Genomic DNA, 15,417 nt, shown 5'->3' with positions numbered 1-15,417 from the left:
CCTGCGGAGCTATACGCCTGTTTGGAGATTGGGCAGAACCTCAGTCTGTAGTCGGTTTTACGGCTTTCTTCCGTGAGGAGGAAGAAGGCAACGACGGCAAACATTCAAACAAACGTTCCGCATAGACGAATCCCATCCGCCTTACTGCGTCCTGATCGAAATACAGTAGCCATGCGGCAAGTAGCGCCAGCGAAATGAGCAATGTCAAGCCTGCGGCAAGCCCTGGATCGGCAAGGTGCACCAAGTCAAATTGGAGAGGTGCTACCTGCAAAATCTTTGCAATCAACAATCCGTAGACGACGCCCATGAGGCACGACAGGATACCGACAGGCTTCATCGCCAGCATGTTGCGATGAAATCCATAGGCGATGTTCTCTTTCAGCAAGAGCTGCTTGTTGGAACGCGTGAGTTCGCGAAGCCGCTTAGTGGCACCGATGTAGATGTCGTCTGCCTTGTCTGGGTTTGCTGATTCTTCTTCTGCCGTTGGCATGGCGATACCCAACTTGGCAGTGATCGCCGTGTGATAACGCTGCTTGCTGACACCATCAAGGAACTTGTCGCGGTGGCGTAGTGCGATGGTCGTGGGCATGCCACCCCATTTTGAGACCAGCATCTCTTCAAGTTTTTTACCACGTCCGCGCGCTACGCTCGCGAGTGCATAGATAGCGCCGCAGCCGCCCAGCAGGCCGATCACACCTGTAAGCACAGGGTGCCGAGCCCCGTAGACGCACAACAGCGGCACCAGCACGGGTAAGGCCACAAGAAGGCCAGGGATAACACGTGCCTTGCGCTCGTAGGGGTCTTTGACCAGTTCAAAAATTGTTGTCATGTGAAGTCAGGCCTGTGCCGCCAAGGCGTCGATATAGGGTTGGATTTCATCGCGGTTTTTTAGCGTGATCTGCTGTGCGAGGGGGTCTGGTGCTTCCTTGGTATGCAAACCCAAACGTCTCAGCGTGTAGTACAGAAACGCTTGGCGGCATGGAAGTTTGACCTCTCCATCTTCCATGCCGTAGTCCAACTCTAAGACTCGTTTCTTGGCTGCAGGCAAATCGGGATGCGGTGCAAGTACCAGCGTCAATACAGTTTGCCAATGCGAATCTTGGTTGGAGTCCACTTGGGTCGCCTCGAAGCCATCGATGCGCAGGATTCGAGCAAGGACGAAATCGCTGAAGCGCTGGCGCTTGTGGCAAAACGCGCGCATGTGCCAGCGAAAACCGTCATTGCCAAGGGCGTGGGGAGACAGCAAGCGAACCGATTCATCCAACGACGTCATGGACTGGTAGCTCACCAGAATGGATTCCTGCTGGCGGATTGCGCGCACCACTGCTTCGACGGTCTGCTCATTGATCGTGCGCCAAGGGGACGGGGCCCAATCTGTCTCCGGCGCGGAGCCGATGAAGCTGGCCGTCGGCTCGACAATTCCCATCTTTGTCGCTAGCAGTTCTGCTAGATAGCGTTGCGCCGAGCTTCGTTGGTAAAGCGGGTGAAAACTCTGCGCTGCCGTGTAGGTCTTGGAGCTGCGGTCGTAAGTCAGGTTGCTCGGCGCCAACTCCATGTACTTGGAAATGTCCAGCGATGCCTGCGGGACCGAAATACCAAAGTGCTCGGTGAGATCCATCCGGTTGATGCGCCGCTCCCAGCGCAGACGGAAATCGATGAATTGAAGTCTGCTCTCCAGCCCCCAACTTAGCCCCTTAGGCTCAGCAGGTTCGGCGGCAGGAACGGAAGGTTTTTGCATCAGTCACGCCTAAAAAGTAGACGGATATAAAAAATCGTCGTACATTAACTATACGCGATCATCCTTCGATCGTCTACCCGGAGACCCCAGTGCCTACAACCATCACGTTTTTTCCCGTCGACAACGGGGACATGACCCTCATCAAGTTCGGCGATCTCGACGCGACGACTCTGCTGATCGACGTAAACATCAGGCAAGACGCCGACGACCCTGACGGGGAGGCGCGCGATGTCGCCAAGGATTTGCGCGAACGACTGAAGAAGGATGAGAACGGCAGGCCGTATGTCGATGCGTTCCTGCTGAGCCACCCGGATCAAGACCATTGCCGAGGGTTGAAGCGACACTTCTACCTAGGGCCACTCGACAAGTACCCGGACGACAAGAAGGACGACAAGGACAAGAAAATCGTGATCCGCGAGATGTGGTCGTCCCCGATCGTGTTTCGACGCGCCAGCAAGACGCACACCTTGAGCGACGACGCCAAGGCATTCAACACGGAGGCGCGTCGGCGCGTGCAACTGAACCGTGACAAGAATTTCGCCGTCGGGAACGGTGACCGCATTCAGATCATGGGCGAGGACATCGACGGAAAAACCGATGATCTCACTTCGATTGTGCGGAAGGTGGACACGCGCTTTTCAACGATCAATGGCAAGAGTTCCGCATTCTTTTCTGCGTTTCTTTTGGCTCCACTGGACGCCCAGGATGACGAGGAAGAGGAAGAGTGCCTGGTCAAGAACCAGTCCAGCGTTATTCTGAACATCACGTTGGCGGCTGACGCGCAGACGCCGGATGGTGCGAAATTCCTTACTGGTGGCGATGCTGAGGTGTTCATCTGGAACCGCCAGTGGCAACGCCACAAGGCTGAAGCAGATGTGCTTGAGTACGACATCATGCAGGCGCCTCATCATTGTTCCTGGCATTCGCTGTCCTATGACAGCTGGTCCGACTACCGTGAAAAAGCCAAGCTCGATGCTGATGCTCGCAAGGCGCTTTCGCAGACCCGTGACGGCGCCGTCATCGTCGCCAGCTGCAAGCCGATTGCAGATGATGACAGCGATCCGCCCTGCATCCGTGCGAAGCGTGAGTACGTGACGATCGTGGACGAAGCAAAAGGCGAGTTCTACTGCACAGGCGAGTACCCCAGCGAAAAGTCCGTGGAACCGCTCGTTTTCACCGTAACCGCTCAGGGTGTGCAACCTCCCTCGAAGAAGGAGTCCGGATCGAAGGCCGCTGCCGTGGTGACCTCTGCGCGCACCCCCATGCCGCACGGAGCATCATGACGGGCACCATCGCAGACGCACTGCATCAACTTCAGCGGCATCGAGGCCTTATCCGCGTTGGCGAGCCAAGGACAACTGGTGCATCGACGGAGATTGAAGTCGATGTTGCGGTCCAACTGCCGAACAGGTCTCGGCGCAATGGTATCTCTGAGACCGGAGTGCGCACCGTCGAGACGTGCGTGCTGGTATTCGGTAGTGACTGGCCCCTGTCTGCACCCGAGCCCTTCTTACGTGCGGACTTCCCGCTCAACTTGCCGCACATCAACCCCCATCGCCAAGGCGAGTTAGTCTCGCCGTGCCTATTCGAAGGGTCGTTGAACGAGCTGCTGCATCGGTTTGGCCTGGACGCCGTTGTCGATCAGTTGATCGACTGGCTGCACAAGGCCGCGGCCGGAACACTCCTGGACCTGGAGCAGGGGTGGGAACCAACGCGCCGAGACAGCTGTCCTTCGACCGTTGTATTCAGTGCCGAGAAGGTCGCGGCCGCCGCTCCCGCTGACGGCACGATTCTGGTGGTTCCCGCAGGCTACGTGACGATCGATGGCGGTCTGTACGCCATCATCAACGCCGAACTGACCGCACAAGTCGATCCTGTGTTTTATCAGGATGTTCACAACGACAAGCTGGGCAAATGGGGGAACGGCCATGCCGCGGCCTTCATCGCGCGCGCTCCGATGACCGACGGCCTCCCGCATGTGATCGGACGCTATCAACCAGAGACAGTTGTCGATCTCGCGACGCTGCTCGATCGAGCAGCGGAGCTTGGTATTGATCGCGACGCTTTGGCCCAGGAAGTGGACGGTTATTTCGGACGCTCAATCCTGGATATGCGACAGGACTCGCATGGCTGGGTGCATGGTTTGTACGCGATTGTGATTCTGGCTGTGCAAAGGCCAGCGTCGCTTGTGGGCTCGCCAGGGAGGAGTGTCGAGGTATTGCCCTATGTGGTGCGCTATGAACTCAACGCTCAATCGCTCCTGGAGCGTAACGCCACGGTTCACCCGGCCTTTCACGCGCATGCGTTGTCTCCTGAACTGCTGGCAAGGACGTCCGGCATTCCATACGCAGCCACATCACAGCCGCTGGTCGTGCTCGGCTGCGGAAGCGTGGGATCGAAAGTCGCGATGCAACTGGGGCGAGCGGGCTTTGGTTCGATGACTTTCGTCGACAACGAACCCATGTCGCCTCACAACGCCGCGCGGCATGCACTCATTGAGCGGGCATCAGTTCTGGTTCCGCCTCGGAAGTCGGCGCTGATGAAGACAGCCTTTGAATCGCTGTCGCATCTTCAATCGCGAGCGTTCGACACCGACGCAGTGACTCTTTTGGTCGATCCGGAACAGTTTGCGGCAACCGTTCCGCAGGATGCGGCCCTCATCGTGGATGCGACGGCGTCACTTCAGGTGCTGGCTGCAGAAACACAATCGGCAGCGTTGGATCAATCCCCAGCCCGATTGGCACGGATCGCGATGTATGGTCAGGGGCGCTGTGTGGCGGTATTGCTCGAAGGAGCTGGCCGTGCCGGCCGAGTTGACGACCTCACGGCGTTCTTGTTCGAGTGCTGCCGGTTTGCACCGGAACTGCGTGCGTCGATTGCCGGCGAGACGTCTGAGCCGACTCGGATTTTCGTGGGTGACAACTGTCATTCGCTGACGATGCCTATGTCTGACGCCGTTGTTTCGCGGTCGACGTCACTGGCCGGCCTGCAACTGGAACGATGGCTCGTTGATGGGCTTCCGAAGGAAGCGACGCTTTGCGCCGGAATCTCAGATGCCGAAGGCCTTGGAATGGCATGGACCCGCGCCAGCCTTGGCCCGACCACTGCGCTTGAAGTCGCAGACGATGGTGGCTGGAACATTCGGGTCCTGTCCCCAGTTGCGCAAGCAATCCATGCTGATGCGCTGCGCTGGGGTGCTCTGGAAACAGGCGGCGCCTTGATCGGCCGCATCTCGTTTGAAAATCGAACCATCACCATTGCAGGCCTTGTTGAGGCACCGCCTGACAGTGTTCGAGAGGCCGCCCGCTTCGTCCTCGGAACCAACGGGCTTGTTCAAAATTTGCGCGCCGCAAACGCGGCCTCTTTGGGGTATCTCGCCTTTATAGGAACGTGGCACAGCCACCCGAAAGGCGGCGCACATTCGGGTATCGACCGAAATACATTGCGCGGCATCGCCGAGGATGCTGGCGGCCTTCCGGCCGTGTCGTTGGTATGGACTCCGACAGGACTCACGTGTGCGGTGGATCGCTGGTAGGTGCAAAGCCACCGGCACTTTGTTGGCATAAAACAAGAGGGATGTATGGCTGACTACTTCGAGATCGACTTTCTTGGCGTCGAAACAGCGAAAAGCGGGGACGCGATCACGCTGCGCTACTCGGTGAATGGCACCGAGGGCGTGCACGTTGTTGACGGTGGGTATCTGGATACGGGTGATCAGATAGTCGAGCATCTGAAGACGTACTATGGAACAACAGTCATCGACCATGTGATCCTCACGCACCCAGATCGCGATCACGCCAACGGACTACGAAAAGTCCTGGAGCAATGCACGGTCAGGAATCTTTGGATCAACCGGCCGTGGATATACGCGGACCAGTTGATCGATCGCTTTGAGACCTATGAATCGGTTGAAGCCCTGCGACGGAAGTTGCGCTCAATCTACGATGCCACGGCAATTCTTGAGGATATTGCGGTGGAGAAGGGAATTCCAATCCATGCCCCCCTTCAGGGGCAGAGCATCGGTCCGTTCGCGGTCATGGCACCTACCCTGGGGCGCTACTTGGACCTGATCGTGGACTCCGCGAAGACACCGGAAGCTGTCGAAGAAAGTGCTTTTGATAGCGCGCTGAGCAGCATATTCCGGGCAGTGAAGGCCGCGACCGCCTACATCAAGTCCCTGTGGGGCGAGGAATATTTCCCGCCTGAGCCGACCAGTCGTGAGAATGAAATGAGTGTGGTGCAGTCGGCTGTCTTGAACGGTCATCGCGTCATGCTTACTGGCGATGCCGGGCGTGAAGCACTGCAGGAGGTGATCGACTACGCACCTTTCGTGGGACTCGCGCTGCCAGGTATTCGGTATTTCCAAGTGCCCCATCACGGCGGGCGACACAACGTTTCGACCGAAGTCTTGGATCAACTGCTCGGCCCACGGTTGAACAGTATGCCGGACAAGCACCATTGGAATGCCATATGCAGTTCTGCCAAGGCGGATGAGGATCATCCGCGGAAGTCGGTGATTCGCGCCGTATTGCACCGGGGTGGGCACTGGGCGGCAACTGAAAGCCAGAACATACGCATCGGGGCAGGCATCACCCGCGATGGCTGGGTGCCGATTCCCCAGGCGGCGTATCCGGAAGATCAAGAAAATTGACAGCGCCTGAAGGCCAGCACCACTTTTCAACTGCCTGCTGACAACTTGGCCTGCATCCCGACGTTCCTTCGTCGGGCTCATGGGCTGCGCCCCGAGCTTCGTGCCGAATCGCAGTCATCCGGCTTCAAGCCCGGACGCTCTGATCTGGACTGACGCTTCGGACCTGCGCGCTACGCTTGTCAATACCGGGGTGGCTGCGTGGTGAGGTGTGGCGGCTTGCTGTTCCCTTCATCGTGCCACGGCGTGCTCGCCGTCAATGACTGCGCACCTTCGGCGCTTGCGGCCTGGCGGCCGTCTTCGATCTTTGACTGCTTGCGCTGCGCCGTGCCCTGCAAGGGCTGGGCAATTCCGCCCGGTAACCTTACAGGAGTTCACCATGAACCACGCATTCATCACGGACGAGCAGCGCATCGTGCTGCTGGCCAACGGCCGCGAATCCTTGGAGAACCCGGACTTCGATCCGGCCCCAGTGGTCAAGCTGTTCACGCCGGATGCCGGCGCGACCTGGCTGCTGACCGAGATTGATCCCGATGACCACGATCACGCCTTCGGTCTTTGCGACCTGGGCCTAGGGATGCCGGAAATCGGCTGGGTCAGTTTTTCCGAACTGGCGACCGTGCGCGGGCGGCTGGGCTTGCCGGTAGAGCGGGATCTGCACTTTCGTGCCGAGAAGCGGCTGAGCGCCTATGCGCGCGATGCGCGGCTGGCGGGGCGTGTCGTTGTCTGACCTGGTTCTGGGGCGCCGCAAGGCGCTCCTGAGCGTTCTCAATCATTTCAGGAGGTCAAGGCCATGAGCAGCCACCACGACTACATCCTCGAAATCACGGCAGAGCATGATGCGTTCAAGCCGTTCCCACCGGAGAACGGCCAGCCCTTGCGCTTTGCGCTCGGCGACGCGGTGATCTATACCAACGGGTTTGGCGCACAGTTCCGGTGCCGCGTCACCGGGTTTTATCGTCCCAGCGGACTTTCGGGCCTGTACGCGCGCGGTGCGCGCTACCTGCTGGACTCGTCATCGCCGTGGATGCCGGTGTCGGAAGCCAGCCTGCGCCCCGACGACCCGGCCTGATGCCTTCGCGCCCCTGGCGGGGCGCTACGCGCTGCGCTTGCCTCCAGGGGAAAGCCCTGCGGGCTATCCCCGCCGCGCAGGCTTGGCGCCCCTCTCGCGCAGCGAACCGGCTGGTGCCGGATCGCTCCCTTCATGCCGGACATTACGATGGCACTTCGGGCGTGGGTGTGTCGGGTTCGTAGTCGCCCAGCCACTCGAAGAGACGTTCGATATCGCAGTCCAGCTGGTTCAGCGTGGCCTGGGCCATTGCGTACCAGGTGGTGCCGTCGTCCGTTTCTTCGGAGGCGGACAGCAGGACGTTGAGCTGTGCGCGCCGTCCCAGCAGGCGCTGCATCTCGTTGCCTACCGTCTTGCGGTCGGTGGTCCAGATGAGGGTCGGCAGAAAGATGCCAGGCCCTTCTGCTCCAGGCGCAGGCGTTCCGGGTTGCATGGGATCGCTCATGGTGGTTCTCCAGAAGGTGGAGATTCCACGGTAGGCATTGGCCCGTGACCGGGCCACTCGAAATTCGCGCTATTTCGGGGGGATTTCGGGATCAGCGCCGATCGGCCGTGGCGCAGTCATGCGGGCGGGCTGCCTTTGAGCCGGTGCTTACCAGGGCTTCCAGCGCCGCTGGGGTGTTTGCGGCACGGCGCCGAGCAATTGGATCGGCGGCAGTGCATGGGGCGCATTGTTCCTGGGGAAGCGCCGGCGCACTTCGCATTCCAGTTCGTGCGCGAGGCCGCGTGCGTCCTTCTCGCCGCGCAGTGCCCGTTGCCGCCAGTCTCGGGCCTGGGCCATCAGTTCATCGTCTTGTAGGGCTCGTATGTCCATGCCATTGCCATTTTGCCGATGGCTGGGTGGGTAGCTGTCCACGGGGATTTCATTGAAGTCATGTGGGCGTCCCCGGCCACCTGGGAGATGGCCGGTCGCGCTCTCGTGCTAGCGCATCGAGCCGCCTGCGGCGTCTCGCCCCCTTCGGGCTTCGATCGTTCCCTCACTCCGTTCGGCTGACGCCTCCGGCCCGGCTTCCAGCTTCGAGCCTGCGCGCTTCGCTTGCCGTGCGGTCGGCTTGTGGGATGGCCGTTGCCATGTCCAGTCCTCTTCCCTGACTTCATCACCTTGTCCGCGACTGTAGCCCGCGGCCGTGTGCCGTCAAGGCGCGCAGGGCCGTGTCCTCGGCTGCGCCTGCGGGCCGCCCCACCCTGCGCTTGTTTCCTTGACGGCCCCCGTCCGCGCGCTCCCTTTCGTCGCGGGCGATGAACTCAGGAAAGACGGTGGCAACAGGGCCAACCGGGTTCCTCGCGCCGACCGCACCGAACAGCCGAAAGGCTGGGCTTCGAATCTTGGAATCCGGTGTGCGGTTTTCTTCAACAGCCTTTTTGTTCAGGAGAAAGACCATGCAACTCGCATCCCGCTTCGCTTCCCATTCCCCCGCATTGCGCAGCGACTCCCCGCTGTCCGATGACCAGATCCGCCGCGTGGCCCCGTCCATCTTCGCGGATGCCCCCCATGAAAGCCGTTCCGAGCGGTACAGCTACATCCCCACCGCCGCCGTGCTGACCGAGCTTCGCAAAGAGGGGTTTCAGCCCTTCATGGTGTGCCAGACCCGCGTTCGCAACGAGGGCCGGCGCGAGCACACGAAACACATGCTGCGCCTGCGCCACGCCAACCAGATCAACGCCCGCGAAGCCAATGAAATCATCCTGCTGAACTCGCACGACGGCACGAGCAGCTATCAATTACTGGGTGGCATGTTCCGCTTCGTTTGCAGCAATGGCCTTGTCTGCGGCGACACCGTGGGCGATGTGCGCGTGCCCCACAAGGGCGACGTGGCGGGCCATGTCATCGAGGGCGCCTATCAGGTGCTGAGCGGCTTCGAGCATGCGCAGGAATCGCGCGAATCCATGCAGGCCATCACGCTGGATGCCGGGGAATCGGAAGTGTTCGCCCGCGCCGCGCTGGCCCTCAAGTACGACGACCCAACCAAGCCCGCGCCCGTCACGGAATCGCAAATCCTGATGCCGCGCCGCTTCGACGACCGCCGCCCCGACCTGTGGAGCGTGTTCAACCGCACGCAGGAGAACCTGACCAAGGGCGGATTGCATGGCCGCGCCGCCAATGGCCGCAGACAGCAGACCCGCCCCGTGCAGGGCATTGATTCGGACATTCGCCTGAACCGCGCCCTGTGGCTGCTGGCCGATGGCATGCGCGCCCTCAAGGCCTGACCCCCTCTGACGTGTTCCCCGCCGGAGGGGCGGTTTCCCCTCCATTCCCTTGTTTCACTTGATTGGAGATTCACCATGAACGCCGTTACTTACACCGAAGCTCAAGCCCTCGACAGCCGCGCAAACGTGCTGCAAGCCGCCGACCCGAGCAAGCACATGATTCTGGTTCCGCTGTCGCGGCTGGTGCTGCGCCCCACGGGCCGCAACGTGCGCAAGACCGTCCCGCGCATGTCCATCCCCGAGCTGGCCGCGAGCATTCAGCGCGTGGGCCTGCTGCAAAACCTGATCGTGATTCCCGCCGCCGATGACCTGCATTACGAGGTGGTGGCAGGTGGCCGACGCTTTGCGGCCCTCAAGCTGCTGGCAAAGAAGCACCGTATCGCCAAGGATTGGGACGTGCCTTGCCTGCAGGTGGCCGATGGCACGGCCCGCACCGCCAGCCTGACCGAGAACGTGCAGCGCGAAGCCATGCACCCAGCAGACCAGTTTGAAGCCTTCGCCGCGCTGGTGGCCGAAGGCCGACCGATTGAGGACATTGCGGCGGATTTCTCCGTTACGCCGCTGGTGGTGCAGCGCCGCTTGAAGCTCGCCAATGTCTCGCCGCGTTTGATGGAGGACTACCGGGCCGATGCCGTGAGCCTCGATCAGCTGATGGCGCTCTCCATCACCGACGACCACGCCGCGCAGGAATGCGCGTTCTACGATGCGCCGCAATGGCAGCGCCAACCCTCGCACTTGCGCGAACGTCTGACGGAGCGCGAGATTGACGCCTACCGGCATCCGCTGGTGCGCTTCGTCGGGCTGGACACCTACGAGCAGGCGGGCGGCGGCATCCGCCGCGACCTGTTCGCGGAGGGCGATGCAGGCGTGTACCTGACCGACGCCGCGCTGCTGGAACGACTGGCGCAAGACAAGCTGGCGGGCATCGCCGCAGAGGTGAAGGCCGAGGGCTGGGCTTGGGCTGATGCCACGCCGGGCGTGACCCATGCCGATCTGCACGCCTTCCAGCGTGCGCCGAGGGAGCGCCGCGAGCCGAACAAGCGCGAAGCACAGCGCATCGAGAGGCTGCAAGCCAAGATGCAGGAGGTGGCCGAAGCCATTGATGCCGCGACGGACGCCGACGACGAGGACAAGGCCGATGCGCTGCAAGAGGAAGGCGAGCGGCTGGGCGAGCAGTTGCAGGCGCTGGAAGACGGCTTGCAGGGGTACGGCGCGAACGTGAAGGCCGCAGCCGGGGCCATCGTCACCATCGGCCGCAACGGCGAGGTGGTGATTCATCGCGGACTGCTGCGCGAGGCCGAGGCCAAGGCACTGCGCACACTGGAGAAGCTGCGCCAAGGGTTCAGCGACCCAGATGCCGCGAACGATGACGAAGGCGAGGACGACGAGCCGCCCAAGGCAGCAGCGATTTCCGACCGACTGGCCCAGCGCCTGAGCGCCCATCGCACCGCCGCGCTGCAAATCGAGGTGGCCCGGCATCCGCAGGTGGCGGTGGCCGCGCTGGTGCATGGCATGGTGCAGACCGTCTTGCAGGGCCGCTACTACGGGCGCGACCTGCCGCTGGGCGTGAGCCTGAAAGTCCAAGACCGGCTGGACGGCATGGCCCCGGACTGGCCCGAGTCACCCGCCGCTGTGGCGCTGCGTGAATTGCAGCAGGCGTGGAGCGGCAAGCTGCCCGAGGACAGCGCCGAACTGTTTGCCGCGCTGCTGGCGATGGAGCAAGGCGAACTGGTCAAGCTGCTGGCCGTGTGCGTGGCTTCCACGGTGGACGTGGTGACGCCTCGCGCCACACCGCACCAGCCCGGCGAGGAACTGGCGCAGGCCGTGGGCCTCGACATGGCCGCATGGTGGCAGCCGACCGCCGAGGGGTATTTCAAGCACGTTCCGAAGGCGGCAGTTCTGCAAGCCGTGGGCGAGTACGCGCCCGATCAGGTTTCCCGGCTGGCGAAGCTGAAGAAGGCCGACATTGCCAGCGAAGCCGAGCGGCTGGCCGATGGCGCGGGTTGGATGCCTGCCATCTTTAAGGTCGAAGGCCCGCAGCAGGCAGTGAAGGAAAGCGCGCAGGAGGCAGGCCCGGAGCAGGACGCCCCGGAGGATGCCGAGGCAATGGCGGATGAACCCGCCGAGGCGCTGGCCGCTTGACCCACGCCGAAGGCAAGCGCCCCGGCTTCGACCGGGGCGCTTCGCTGCAAGGAGAAGCCCCCATGACCCGCACCACCACCAACCGCCCGCGCATGGCGGCGGTCTATGCACCCGGCACGGTGCGCGCCCGCCGCTGGCACGGCGATGGCGACGTGCGCGGCTACCGACCGCCCTCGGGCTGGTCGGCCCGCGCTGACCTCACCGACATACATCCCATCACGGGCCGCGCCTTGCCGCGTGCCGTGTGGTGGATCATCGAAACGAAGGAATGATCATCGTCAGCACCGCGCCCAGGCCGTTCCGCCCTGGGCGCGGTGAAACGCATAATCCGGGCGCGGCGGTGGCCGCGCCCGGTGTTGAAGCCGAATAGCCGGGGCATTACGCCGCCGCCTTCACTGGCACTCAGGCGGCGGCGTTGAAGGCATCGCTGTACTGCGCGATGCCTTCGGGCACTGGCCCATGGAAGGCCAGTGCGAGAAAATAGCCGGGCGGCACGCCCGGCAGTTGCAGGCCCGCATGGGCCTGGAAGCCAAAGCGCCCGTAGTACGCGGGCTCTCCGAGCAGCACACAGCCTTCGGCCTGCATGGCCCGCAGTTCAGACAGCGCCTGTTCCATCAGGCGCGAGCCGATGCCGTGCCCCTGCCTCTGCGGCAGGACGGAGATCGGCCCCAGGCCGCACCAGCCTTTGGCCTTGTGGCCGTGGTCGTTGGTGATAGTCACCGGCGACAGAGCCACATGGCCGACGACCTGGCCGTGTTCTTCGGCCACGATGGAAAGCGTCAGTTCGCTAGCGTCGCGCAATGCACGCACGATGAATTGCTCCGTGTGGCTGGTGTGCGGCGCATCGGCGAAGGCGGCAATGGTCACGGCCTCGATAGCGGCAATGTCGTTCGTGGTTTCGTGTCGTAGCTGGATGGTCATGGTGTTCTGCGTTCCCTGCTCAAAATATAGAACGGCCTGGGCGTGTCGGCGCGTAGCGCCGCCGGGCTTTCGGGCTGCGCCCCGTGCCGACTTCGCTGTCACGGCCATTCGGCTTCAATCCACTCACGCCTTCGCGCCTGCGGCGCTGCGCGCTGCGCTTGCCTCCGGGGGATCGGCGCAAGGCCCATCCCCGCCGCGCGAGCTTGGCGCCCCTCGATGCCGCCGAACCGTCGATGCCGGATCGGCCCGGCCAGCGCCCCGCCGCAATGGACGGAGCTGGCGAACACGCTGGTGCTTGCTGCGGCAGGTTGTGCGAATGCGTGCCGTCCTCAACGCTGGCGGTTCTCGCCCATCACGTCACGAAGGACGGTTCACGGACATCCCGCCCGGCATCGCTATGGAGCTTCCACGCCACGCCTCAAGACCGGCGCCGCAAGGTGCGGCCGGGGCGTTCTCGCTTGTCGTCGGATGGTTGACCTGGCCCGCGTCAGTGGGCGAGCCGGTGCTGCCTTCGTGCGGGGATGCCGAGCCGGCCCTGCCTCCTTTCGATGCGGTTCGGCCCAAGGCGTCCTTGTGTTGTTGTGAATCCTAGCGGTGGCGCGGCTGCGCCTCGGGCTTCATGGCTGCAACCGTCCGGCGAAAACAATTTCCCCTGCTTTGTCACTGCGTTCGGCGCATTCCTCGCGGGACAAATTCTTTTCGCCTCCCGGCTCTCCACTGCGTTGCGACCGCAAGCGGTGCAGCCCGCCCGTCCCCCGCCGGCCGGATCACAACAAGGACGCGATGGGCGCGAACCTTGTTCCACCAAAAGGAGTTTCATCATGGCCAACATCGGCACCTTCACCGCAGACAAAGACGGCTTCACCGGCACGCTTCGCACCCTGACGCTCAACGTCAAGGTCAAGCTGGTGCCCAACGACAAGGGGGACAACGAGAAGGCCCCGGACTTCCGCCTGCAGGCCGCCAGCCACGACATCGGCGCGGCGTGGAAGAAGACCAGCGAGGCCGGGCGGGAGTACATCTCCGTGACCCTCGACGATCCTTCGTTCCCGGCCACGGTCTATGCCCGCCTGATCGAAGGAGAGAACGGCACGCACGACCTGATCTGGTCGCGCAGCAAGCCCCAGGCGGCCTGACGGCCGCCAGCGCCCCGCCCACTGCGGCGGGGCGCTGTACTGCTTGGATCAGCAGACTGGAAGGCTTGGCTCTCCCAGCTTCGTGATGGTGGTGGTCGGGCAGCATCACCATGACTTCGTGTTGCCAGGGCGAATGCAGGGCGATTCGGCGCACTGCGCCGACCGGGCTTTGCGGGCTGCGCCCCATGCCGACTTCGCCGTCATGGCCATTCGGCTTCAATCCCTATCGCAGCTGCGCGCTTCGCTTGCCTCCGGGGGAAAACCCTGCGGCCTCTCCCCGCCGCGCGATGCTTGGCGCCCCTGAAGTCCCCGAACCGGCTGCACCGGATCGGCCACGCCAGCGCGGTCGCACGCTATGGCGTGTCACTCTTCTTCGCCACAGTCTCCAACTCCTGGCGCACCTGCGCCAGCAGCTGATCGACCTGCTGCAGGTCGTCGCCGGCATAGGCCAGCGTCAGCAGCGTGAGCGGGTGCACCTCCATGACCTCGCACAGCTCGGCCAGCTTGTTCAAGGTGGGGCTTTTGAGGTCGCGTTCCAGCGTGCTCATGTAGGTGCGGCTGGACACGTCCGAGAACGCTTCCTGGCTCAAACCACGTGCTTTCCTGATGGTCTTTAGTGCCTCCGACAATGTATGTTTCGCTGCCAACCCTGGATCTCCGCAAAATCCAAGATGACATCCGATTGAGCCCTATAGGGCTACAATCTATAGTGTTCAACTATGCCCGCCTGCCGCTTTCGTGCTTTTACGGAAATCCGTATCTGCAGCTTCTCACAGAAGCACAAAACCGCATCCGTGCCTTTCCACAAACCCGCCGATGCGGTTTTGCGCTTTCACGCTTCGGCGGTTTTGTGCGAATGAGGTAACGCCCATGAACCAACTCATGACCGAGGACGAGCGCAAGCAACTGCTGGAACACGGCCGGGTCCGGGCCGCTGGCCGGGCCATCGACCCGCTGCCCGTGGTGCGGTTGTTCACGCCGGACGCACACGCCACTTGGCTGCTGGTGTCGCTTGACCCCGCTGACGGCGATACGGCCCATGGCCTGATCGACTTGGGGATCAGCATGCCTGAGCTGGGCGAGATCAAGCTGTCCGACCTCGCATCCATCGTCGGGCCGAGCAAACAGCCCGTGATGCGAGATCGGTATTTCCGGGCGGTGCGCCCGTTGTCGGAGTACCTGCGGCTGGCCCAGGAGAACGGTTCCGTCCTCGATTGAGCCGTTCGCGCCACGGCCAAGCCGGGCGCATTGAGGCTATTTCGGTCTTGCTCCAGACCCGTCAGGTCTTAATCCGCACTGTTGCACCAAACCAGTGCCACCCTGACGCAAACGGTCATGACGCCAGCCGTGCCATCGGGCACGGTGGATAGCGCAGGAGGCCGCATTTCCTCGCGCGCCACCGTCGCATTCAGACGATCCGCGCAATCCATCGGATGCTTTTCGTCTTGACACGCAAGTTACTAGGGCGTGTTAACACTAATAGCGATCGTGGCGATCTCGTCGGACAATCTCGGGCATGGAGATTACGCCCGCACAATTCGCCACCATTGAGCAC

General features: G+C 62.4%; 16 protein-coding genes. 10 read left to right on the top strand and 6 right to left on the bottom strand.

Going from position 1 to position 15,417, the window contains the following annotated elements:
- Positions 1-40: 40 nt before the first annotated feature.
- Both J2X09_RS14635 and J2X09_RS14630 read right to left on the bottom strand, forming a co-directional pair.
- Positions 41-829, bottom strand: a complete 789-nt coding sequence (locus tag J2X09_RS14635; protein WP_003056223.1) for a hypothetical protein — start codon at positions 827-829, stop codon at positions 41-43.
- A gap of 6 nt (positions 830-835) precedes the next feature.
- Positions 836-1,738 (bottom strand): WYL domain-containing transcriptional regulator, encoded by a 903-nt coding sequence (locus tag J2X09_RS14630; RefSeq protein ID WP_003056222.1) that lies wholly within the window; start codon positions 1,736-1,738, stop codon positions 836-838.
- A gap of 89 nt (positions 1,739-1,827) precedes the next feature.
- On the opposite strand from J2X09_RS14630, the gene mblB reads away from it, so the two are divergent.
- The 5 genes from mblB to J2X09_RS14605 all read left to right on the top strand — a co-directional run bounded on the left by mblB (position 1,828) and on the right by J2X09_RS14605 (position 7,458).
- The gene (mblB, locus tag J2X09_RS14625; protein ID WP_003056221.1) at positions 1,828-3,021 is read left to right on the top strand and encodes an anti-phage 6A-MBL system MBL-fold protein; all 1,194 of its coding nucleotides are present in this window, start codon (positions 1,828-1,830) and stop codon (positions 3,019-3,021) included.
- Positions 3,018-5,273 (top strand): anti-phage 6A-MBL system cap2_3 protein, encoded by a 2,256-nt coding sequence (gene cap2-3 / locus J2X09_RS14620; protein ID WP_011517546.1) that lies wholly within the window; start codon positions 3,018-3,020, stop codon positions 5,271-5,273. The genes mblB and cap2-3 overlap by 4 nt, the downstream gene beginning before the upstream one ends.
- Positions 5,274-5,318: 45 nt before the next feature.
- Entirely contained in the window at positions 5,319-6,389 is a 1,071-nt protein-coding gene (locus J2X09_RS14615; RefSeq protein ID WP_003056219.1) for a ComEC/Rec2 family competence protein, read from the top strand.
- Positions 6,390-6,765: 376 nt separating this feature from the next.
- Positions 6,766-7,116, top strand: a complete 351-nt coding sequence (locus J2X09_RS14610; protein ID WP_012204591.1) for a DUF2958 domain-containing protein — start codon at positions 6,766-6,768, stop codon at positions 7,114-7,116.
- Between the two features lie 63 nt (positions 7,117-7,179).
- Positions 7,180-7,458, top strand: a complete 279-nt coding sequence (locus J2X09_RS14605; RefSeq protein ID WP_021027902.1) for a hypothetical protein — start codon at positions 7,180-7,182, stop codon at positions 7,456-7,458.
- Positions 7,459-7,600: 142 nt separating this feature from the next.
- Here the strand turns inward: J2X09_RS14605 and J2X09_RS14600 are convergent, their stop codons facing one another.
- Positions 7,601-7,900: a hypothetical protein gene (locus tag J2X09_RS14600; protein WP_003056213.1), complete on the bottom strand. Its 300-nt coding sequence runs from the start codon at positions 7,898-7,900 to the stop codon at positions 7,601-7,603.
- A 147-nt stretch (positions 7,901-8,047) separates the two neighbouring features.
- A complete protein-coding gene (locus J2X09_RS14595) occupies positions 8,048-8,269 on the bottom strand; it encodes a hypothetical protein (protein ID WP_049799789.1) in 222 nt (73 codons plus the stop codon).
- A 566-nt stretch (positions 8,270-8,835) separates the two neighbouring features.
- Here J2X09_RS14595 and J2X09_RS14590 point away from each other — a divergent pair.
- The 3 genes from J2X09_RS14590 to J2X09_RS14580 all read left to right on the top strand — a co-directional run bounded on the left by J2X09_RS14590 (position 8,836) and on the right by J2X09_RS14580 (position 12,077).
- A complete protein-coding gene (locus J2X09_RS14590) occupies positions 8,836-9,663 on the top strand; it encodes a DUF932 domain-containing protein (protein ID WP_003056211.1) in 828 nt (275 codons plus the stop codon).
- Between the two features lie 75 nt (positions 9,664-9,738).
- On the top strand, positions 9,739-11,805 hold the full coding sequence (locus tag J2X09_RS14585; RefSeq protein WP_003056209.1) for a ParB/RepB/Spo0J family partition protein: 2,067 nt from the start codon (positions 9,739-9,741) through the stop codon (positions 11,803-11,805).
- Between the two features lie 62 nt (positions 11,806-11,867).
- The gene (locus J2X09_RS14580; RefSeq protein ID WP_003056207.1) at positions 11,868-12,077 is read left to right on the top strand and encodes a hypothetical protein; all 210 of its coding nucleotides are present in this window, start codon (positions 11,868-11,870) and stop codon (positions 12,075-12,077) included.
- Positions 12,078-12,207: 130 nt separating this feature from the next.
- On the opposite strand, the gene J2X09_RS14575 is transcribed toward J2X09_RS14580, so the two are convergent.
- Entirely contained in the window at positions 12,208-12,726 is a 519-nt protein-coding gene (locus J2X09_RS14575) for a GNAT family N-acetyltransferase (RefSeq protein ID WP_011517543.1), read from the bottom strand.
- Positions 12,727-13,547: 821 nt separating this feature from the next.
- On the opposite strand from J2X09_RS14575, the gene J2X09_RS14570 reads away from it, so the two are divergent.
- Positions 13,548-13,862, top strand: a complete 315-nt coding sequence (locus tag J2X09_RS14570; RefSeq protein ID WP_003056203.1) for a DUF736 domain-containing protein — start codon at positions 13,548-13,550, stop codon at positions 13,860-13,862.
- A gap of 353 nt (positions 13,863-14,215) precedes the next feature.
- Here the strand turns inward: J2X09_RS14570 and J2X09_RS14565 are convergent, their stop codons facing one another.
- Positions 14,216-14,509: a helix-turn-helix domain-containing protein gene (locus tag J2X09_RS14565; protein WP_003056202.1), complete on the bottom strand. Its 294-nt coding sequence runs from the start codon at positions 14,507-14,509 to the stop codon at positions 14,216-14,218.
- 223 nt (positions 14,510-14,732) lie between these two features.
- Here J2X09_RS14565 and J2X09_RS14560 point away from each other — a divergent pair, with 223 nt between their 5' ends.
- Positions 14,733-15,080 (top strand): DUF2958 domain-containing protein, encoded by a 348-nt coding sequence (locus J2X09_RS14560; protein ID WP_003056199.1) that lies wholly within the window; start codon positions 14,733-14,735, stop codon positions 15,078-15,080.
- Positions 15,081-15,417 lie beyond the last annotated feature (337 nt).

This window comes from Hydrogenophaga laconesensis (assembly GCF_031457235.1).
GTDB lineage: Bacteria > Pseudomonadota > Gammaproteobacteria > Burkholderiales > Burkholderiaceae_C > Hydrogenophaga > Hydrogenophaga laconesensis.
Note: the sequence above shows the minus strand (reverse complement) of the source record. Positions and strands in the feature narration are given on the sequence as shown.

Excerpts from the sequence above, each read along its gene's own strand:
- J2X09_RS14610 (WP_012204591.1), top strand. The coding sequence starts at position 6,766 with ATGAACCACGCATTCATCACGGACGAGCAGCGCATCGTGCTGCTGGCC.
- J2X09_RS14605 (WP_021027902.1), top strand. The coding sequence starts at position 7,180 with ATGAGCAGCCACCACGACTACATCCTCGAAATCACGGCAGAGCATGAT.
- J2X09_RS14560 (WP_003056199.1), top strand. The coding sequence starts at position 14,733 with ATGAACCAACTCATGACCGAGGACGAGCGCAAGCAACTGCTGGAACAC.
- J2X09_RS14635 (WP_003056223.1), bottom strand. The coding sequence starts at position 829 with ATGACAACAATTTTTGAACTGGTCAAAGACCCCTACGAGCGCAAGGCA.
- J2X09_RS14580 (WP_003056207.1), top strand. The coding sequence starts at position 11,868 with ATGACCCGCACCACCACCAACCGCCCGCGCATGGCGGCGGTCTATGCA.
- J2X09_RS14570 (WP_003056203.1), top strand. The coding sequence starts at position 13,548 with ATGGCCAACATCGGCACCTTCACCGCAGACAAAGACGGCTTCACCGGC.
- J2X09_RS14590 (WP_003056211.1), top strand. The coding sequence starts at position 8,836 with ATGCAACTCGCATCCCGCTTCGCTTCCCATTCCCCCGCATTGCGCAGC.
- J2X09_RS14630 (WP_003056222.1), bottom strand. The coding sequence starts at position 1,738 with ATGCAAAAACCTTCCGTTCCTGCCGCCGAACCTGCTGAGCCTAAGGGG.
- J2X09_RS14615 (WP_003056219.1), top strand. The coding sequence starts at position 5,319 with ATGGCTGACTACTTCGAGATCGACTTTCTTGGCGTCGAAACAGCGAAA.
- J2X09_RS14595 (WP_049799789.1), bottom strand. The coding sequence starts at position 8,269 with ATGGACATACGAGCCCTACAAGACGATGAACTGATGGCCCAGGCCCGA.
- J2X09_RS14575 (WP_011517543.1), bottom strand. The coding sequence starts at position 12,726 with ATGACCATCCAGCTACGACACGAAACCACGAACGACATTGCCGCTATC.
- J2X09_RS14600 (WP_003056213.1), bottom strand. The coding sequence starts at position 7,900 with ATGAGCGATCCCATGCAACCCGGAACGCCTGCGCCTGGAGCAGAAGGG.
- J2X09_RS14585 (WP_003056209.1), top strand. The coding sequence starts at position 9,739 with ATGAACGCCGTTACTTACACCGAAGCTCAAGCCCTCGACAGCCGCGCA.
- cap2-3 (WP_011517546.1), top strand. The coding sequence starts at position 3,018 with ATGACGGGCACCATCGCAGACGCACTGCATCAACTTCAGCGGCATCGA.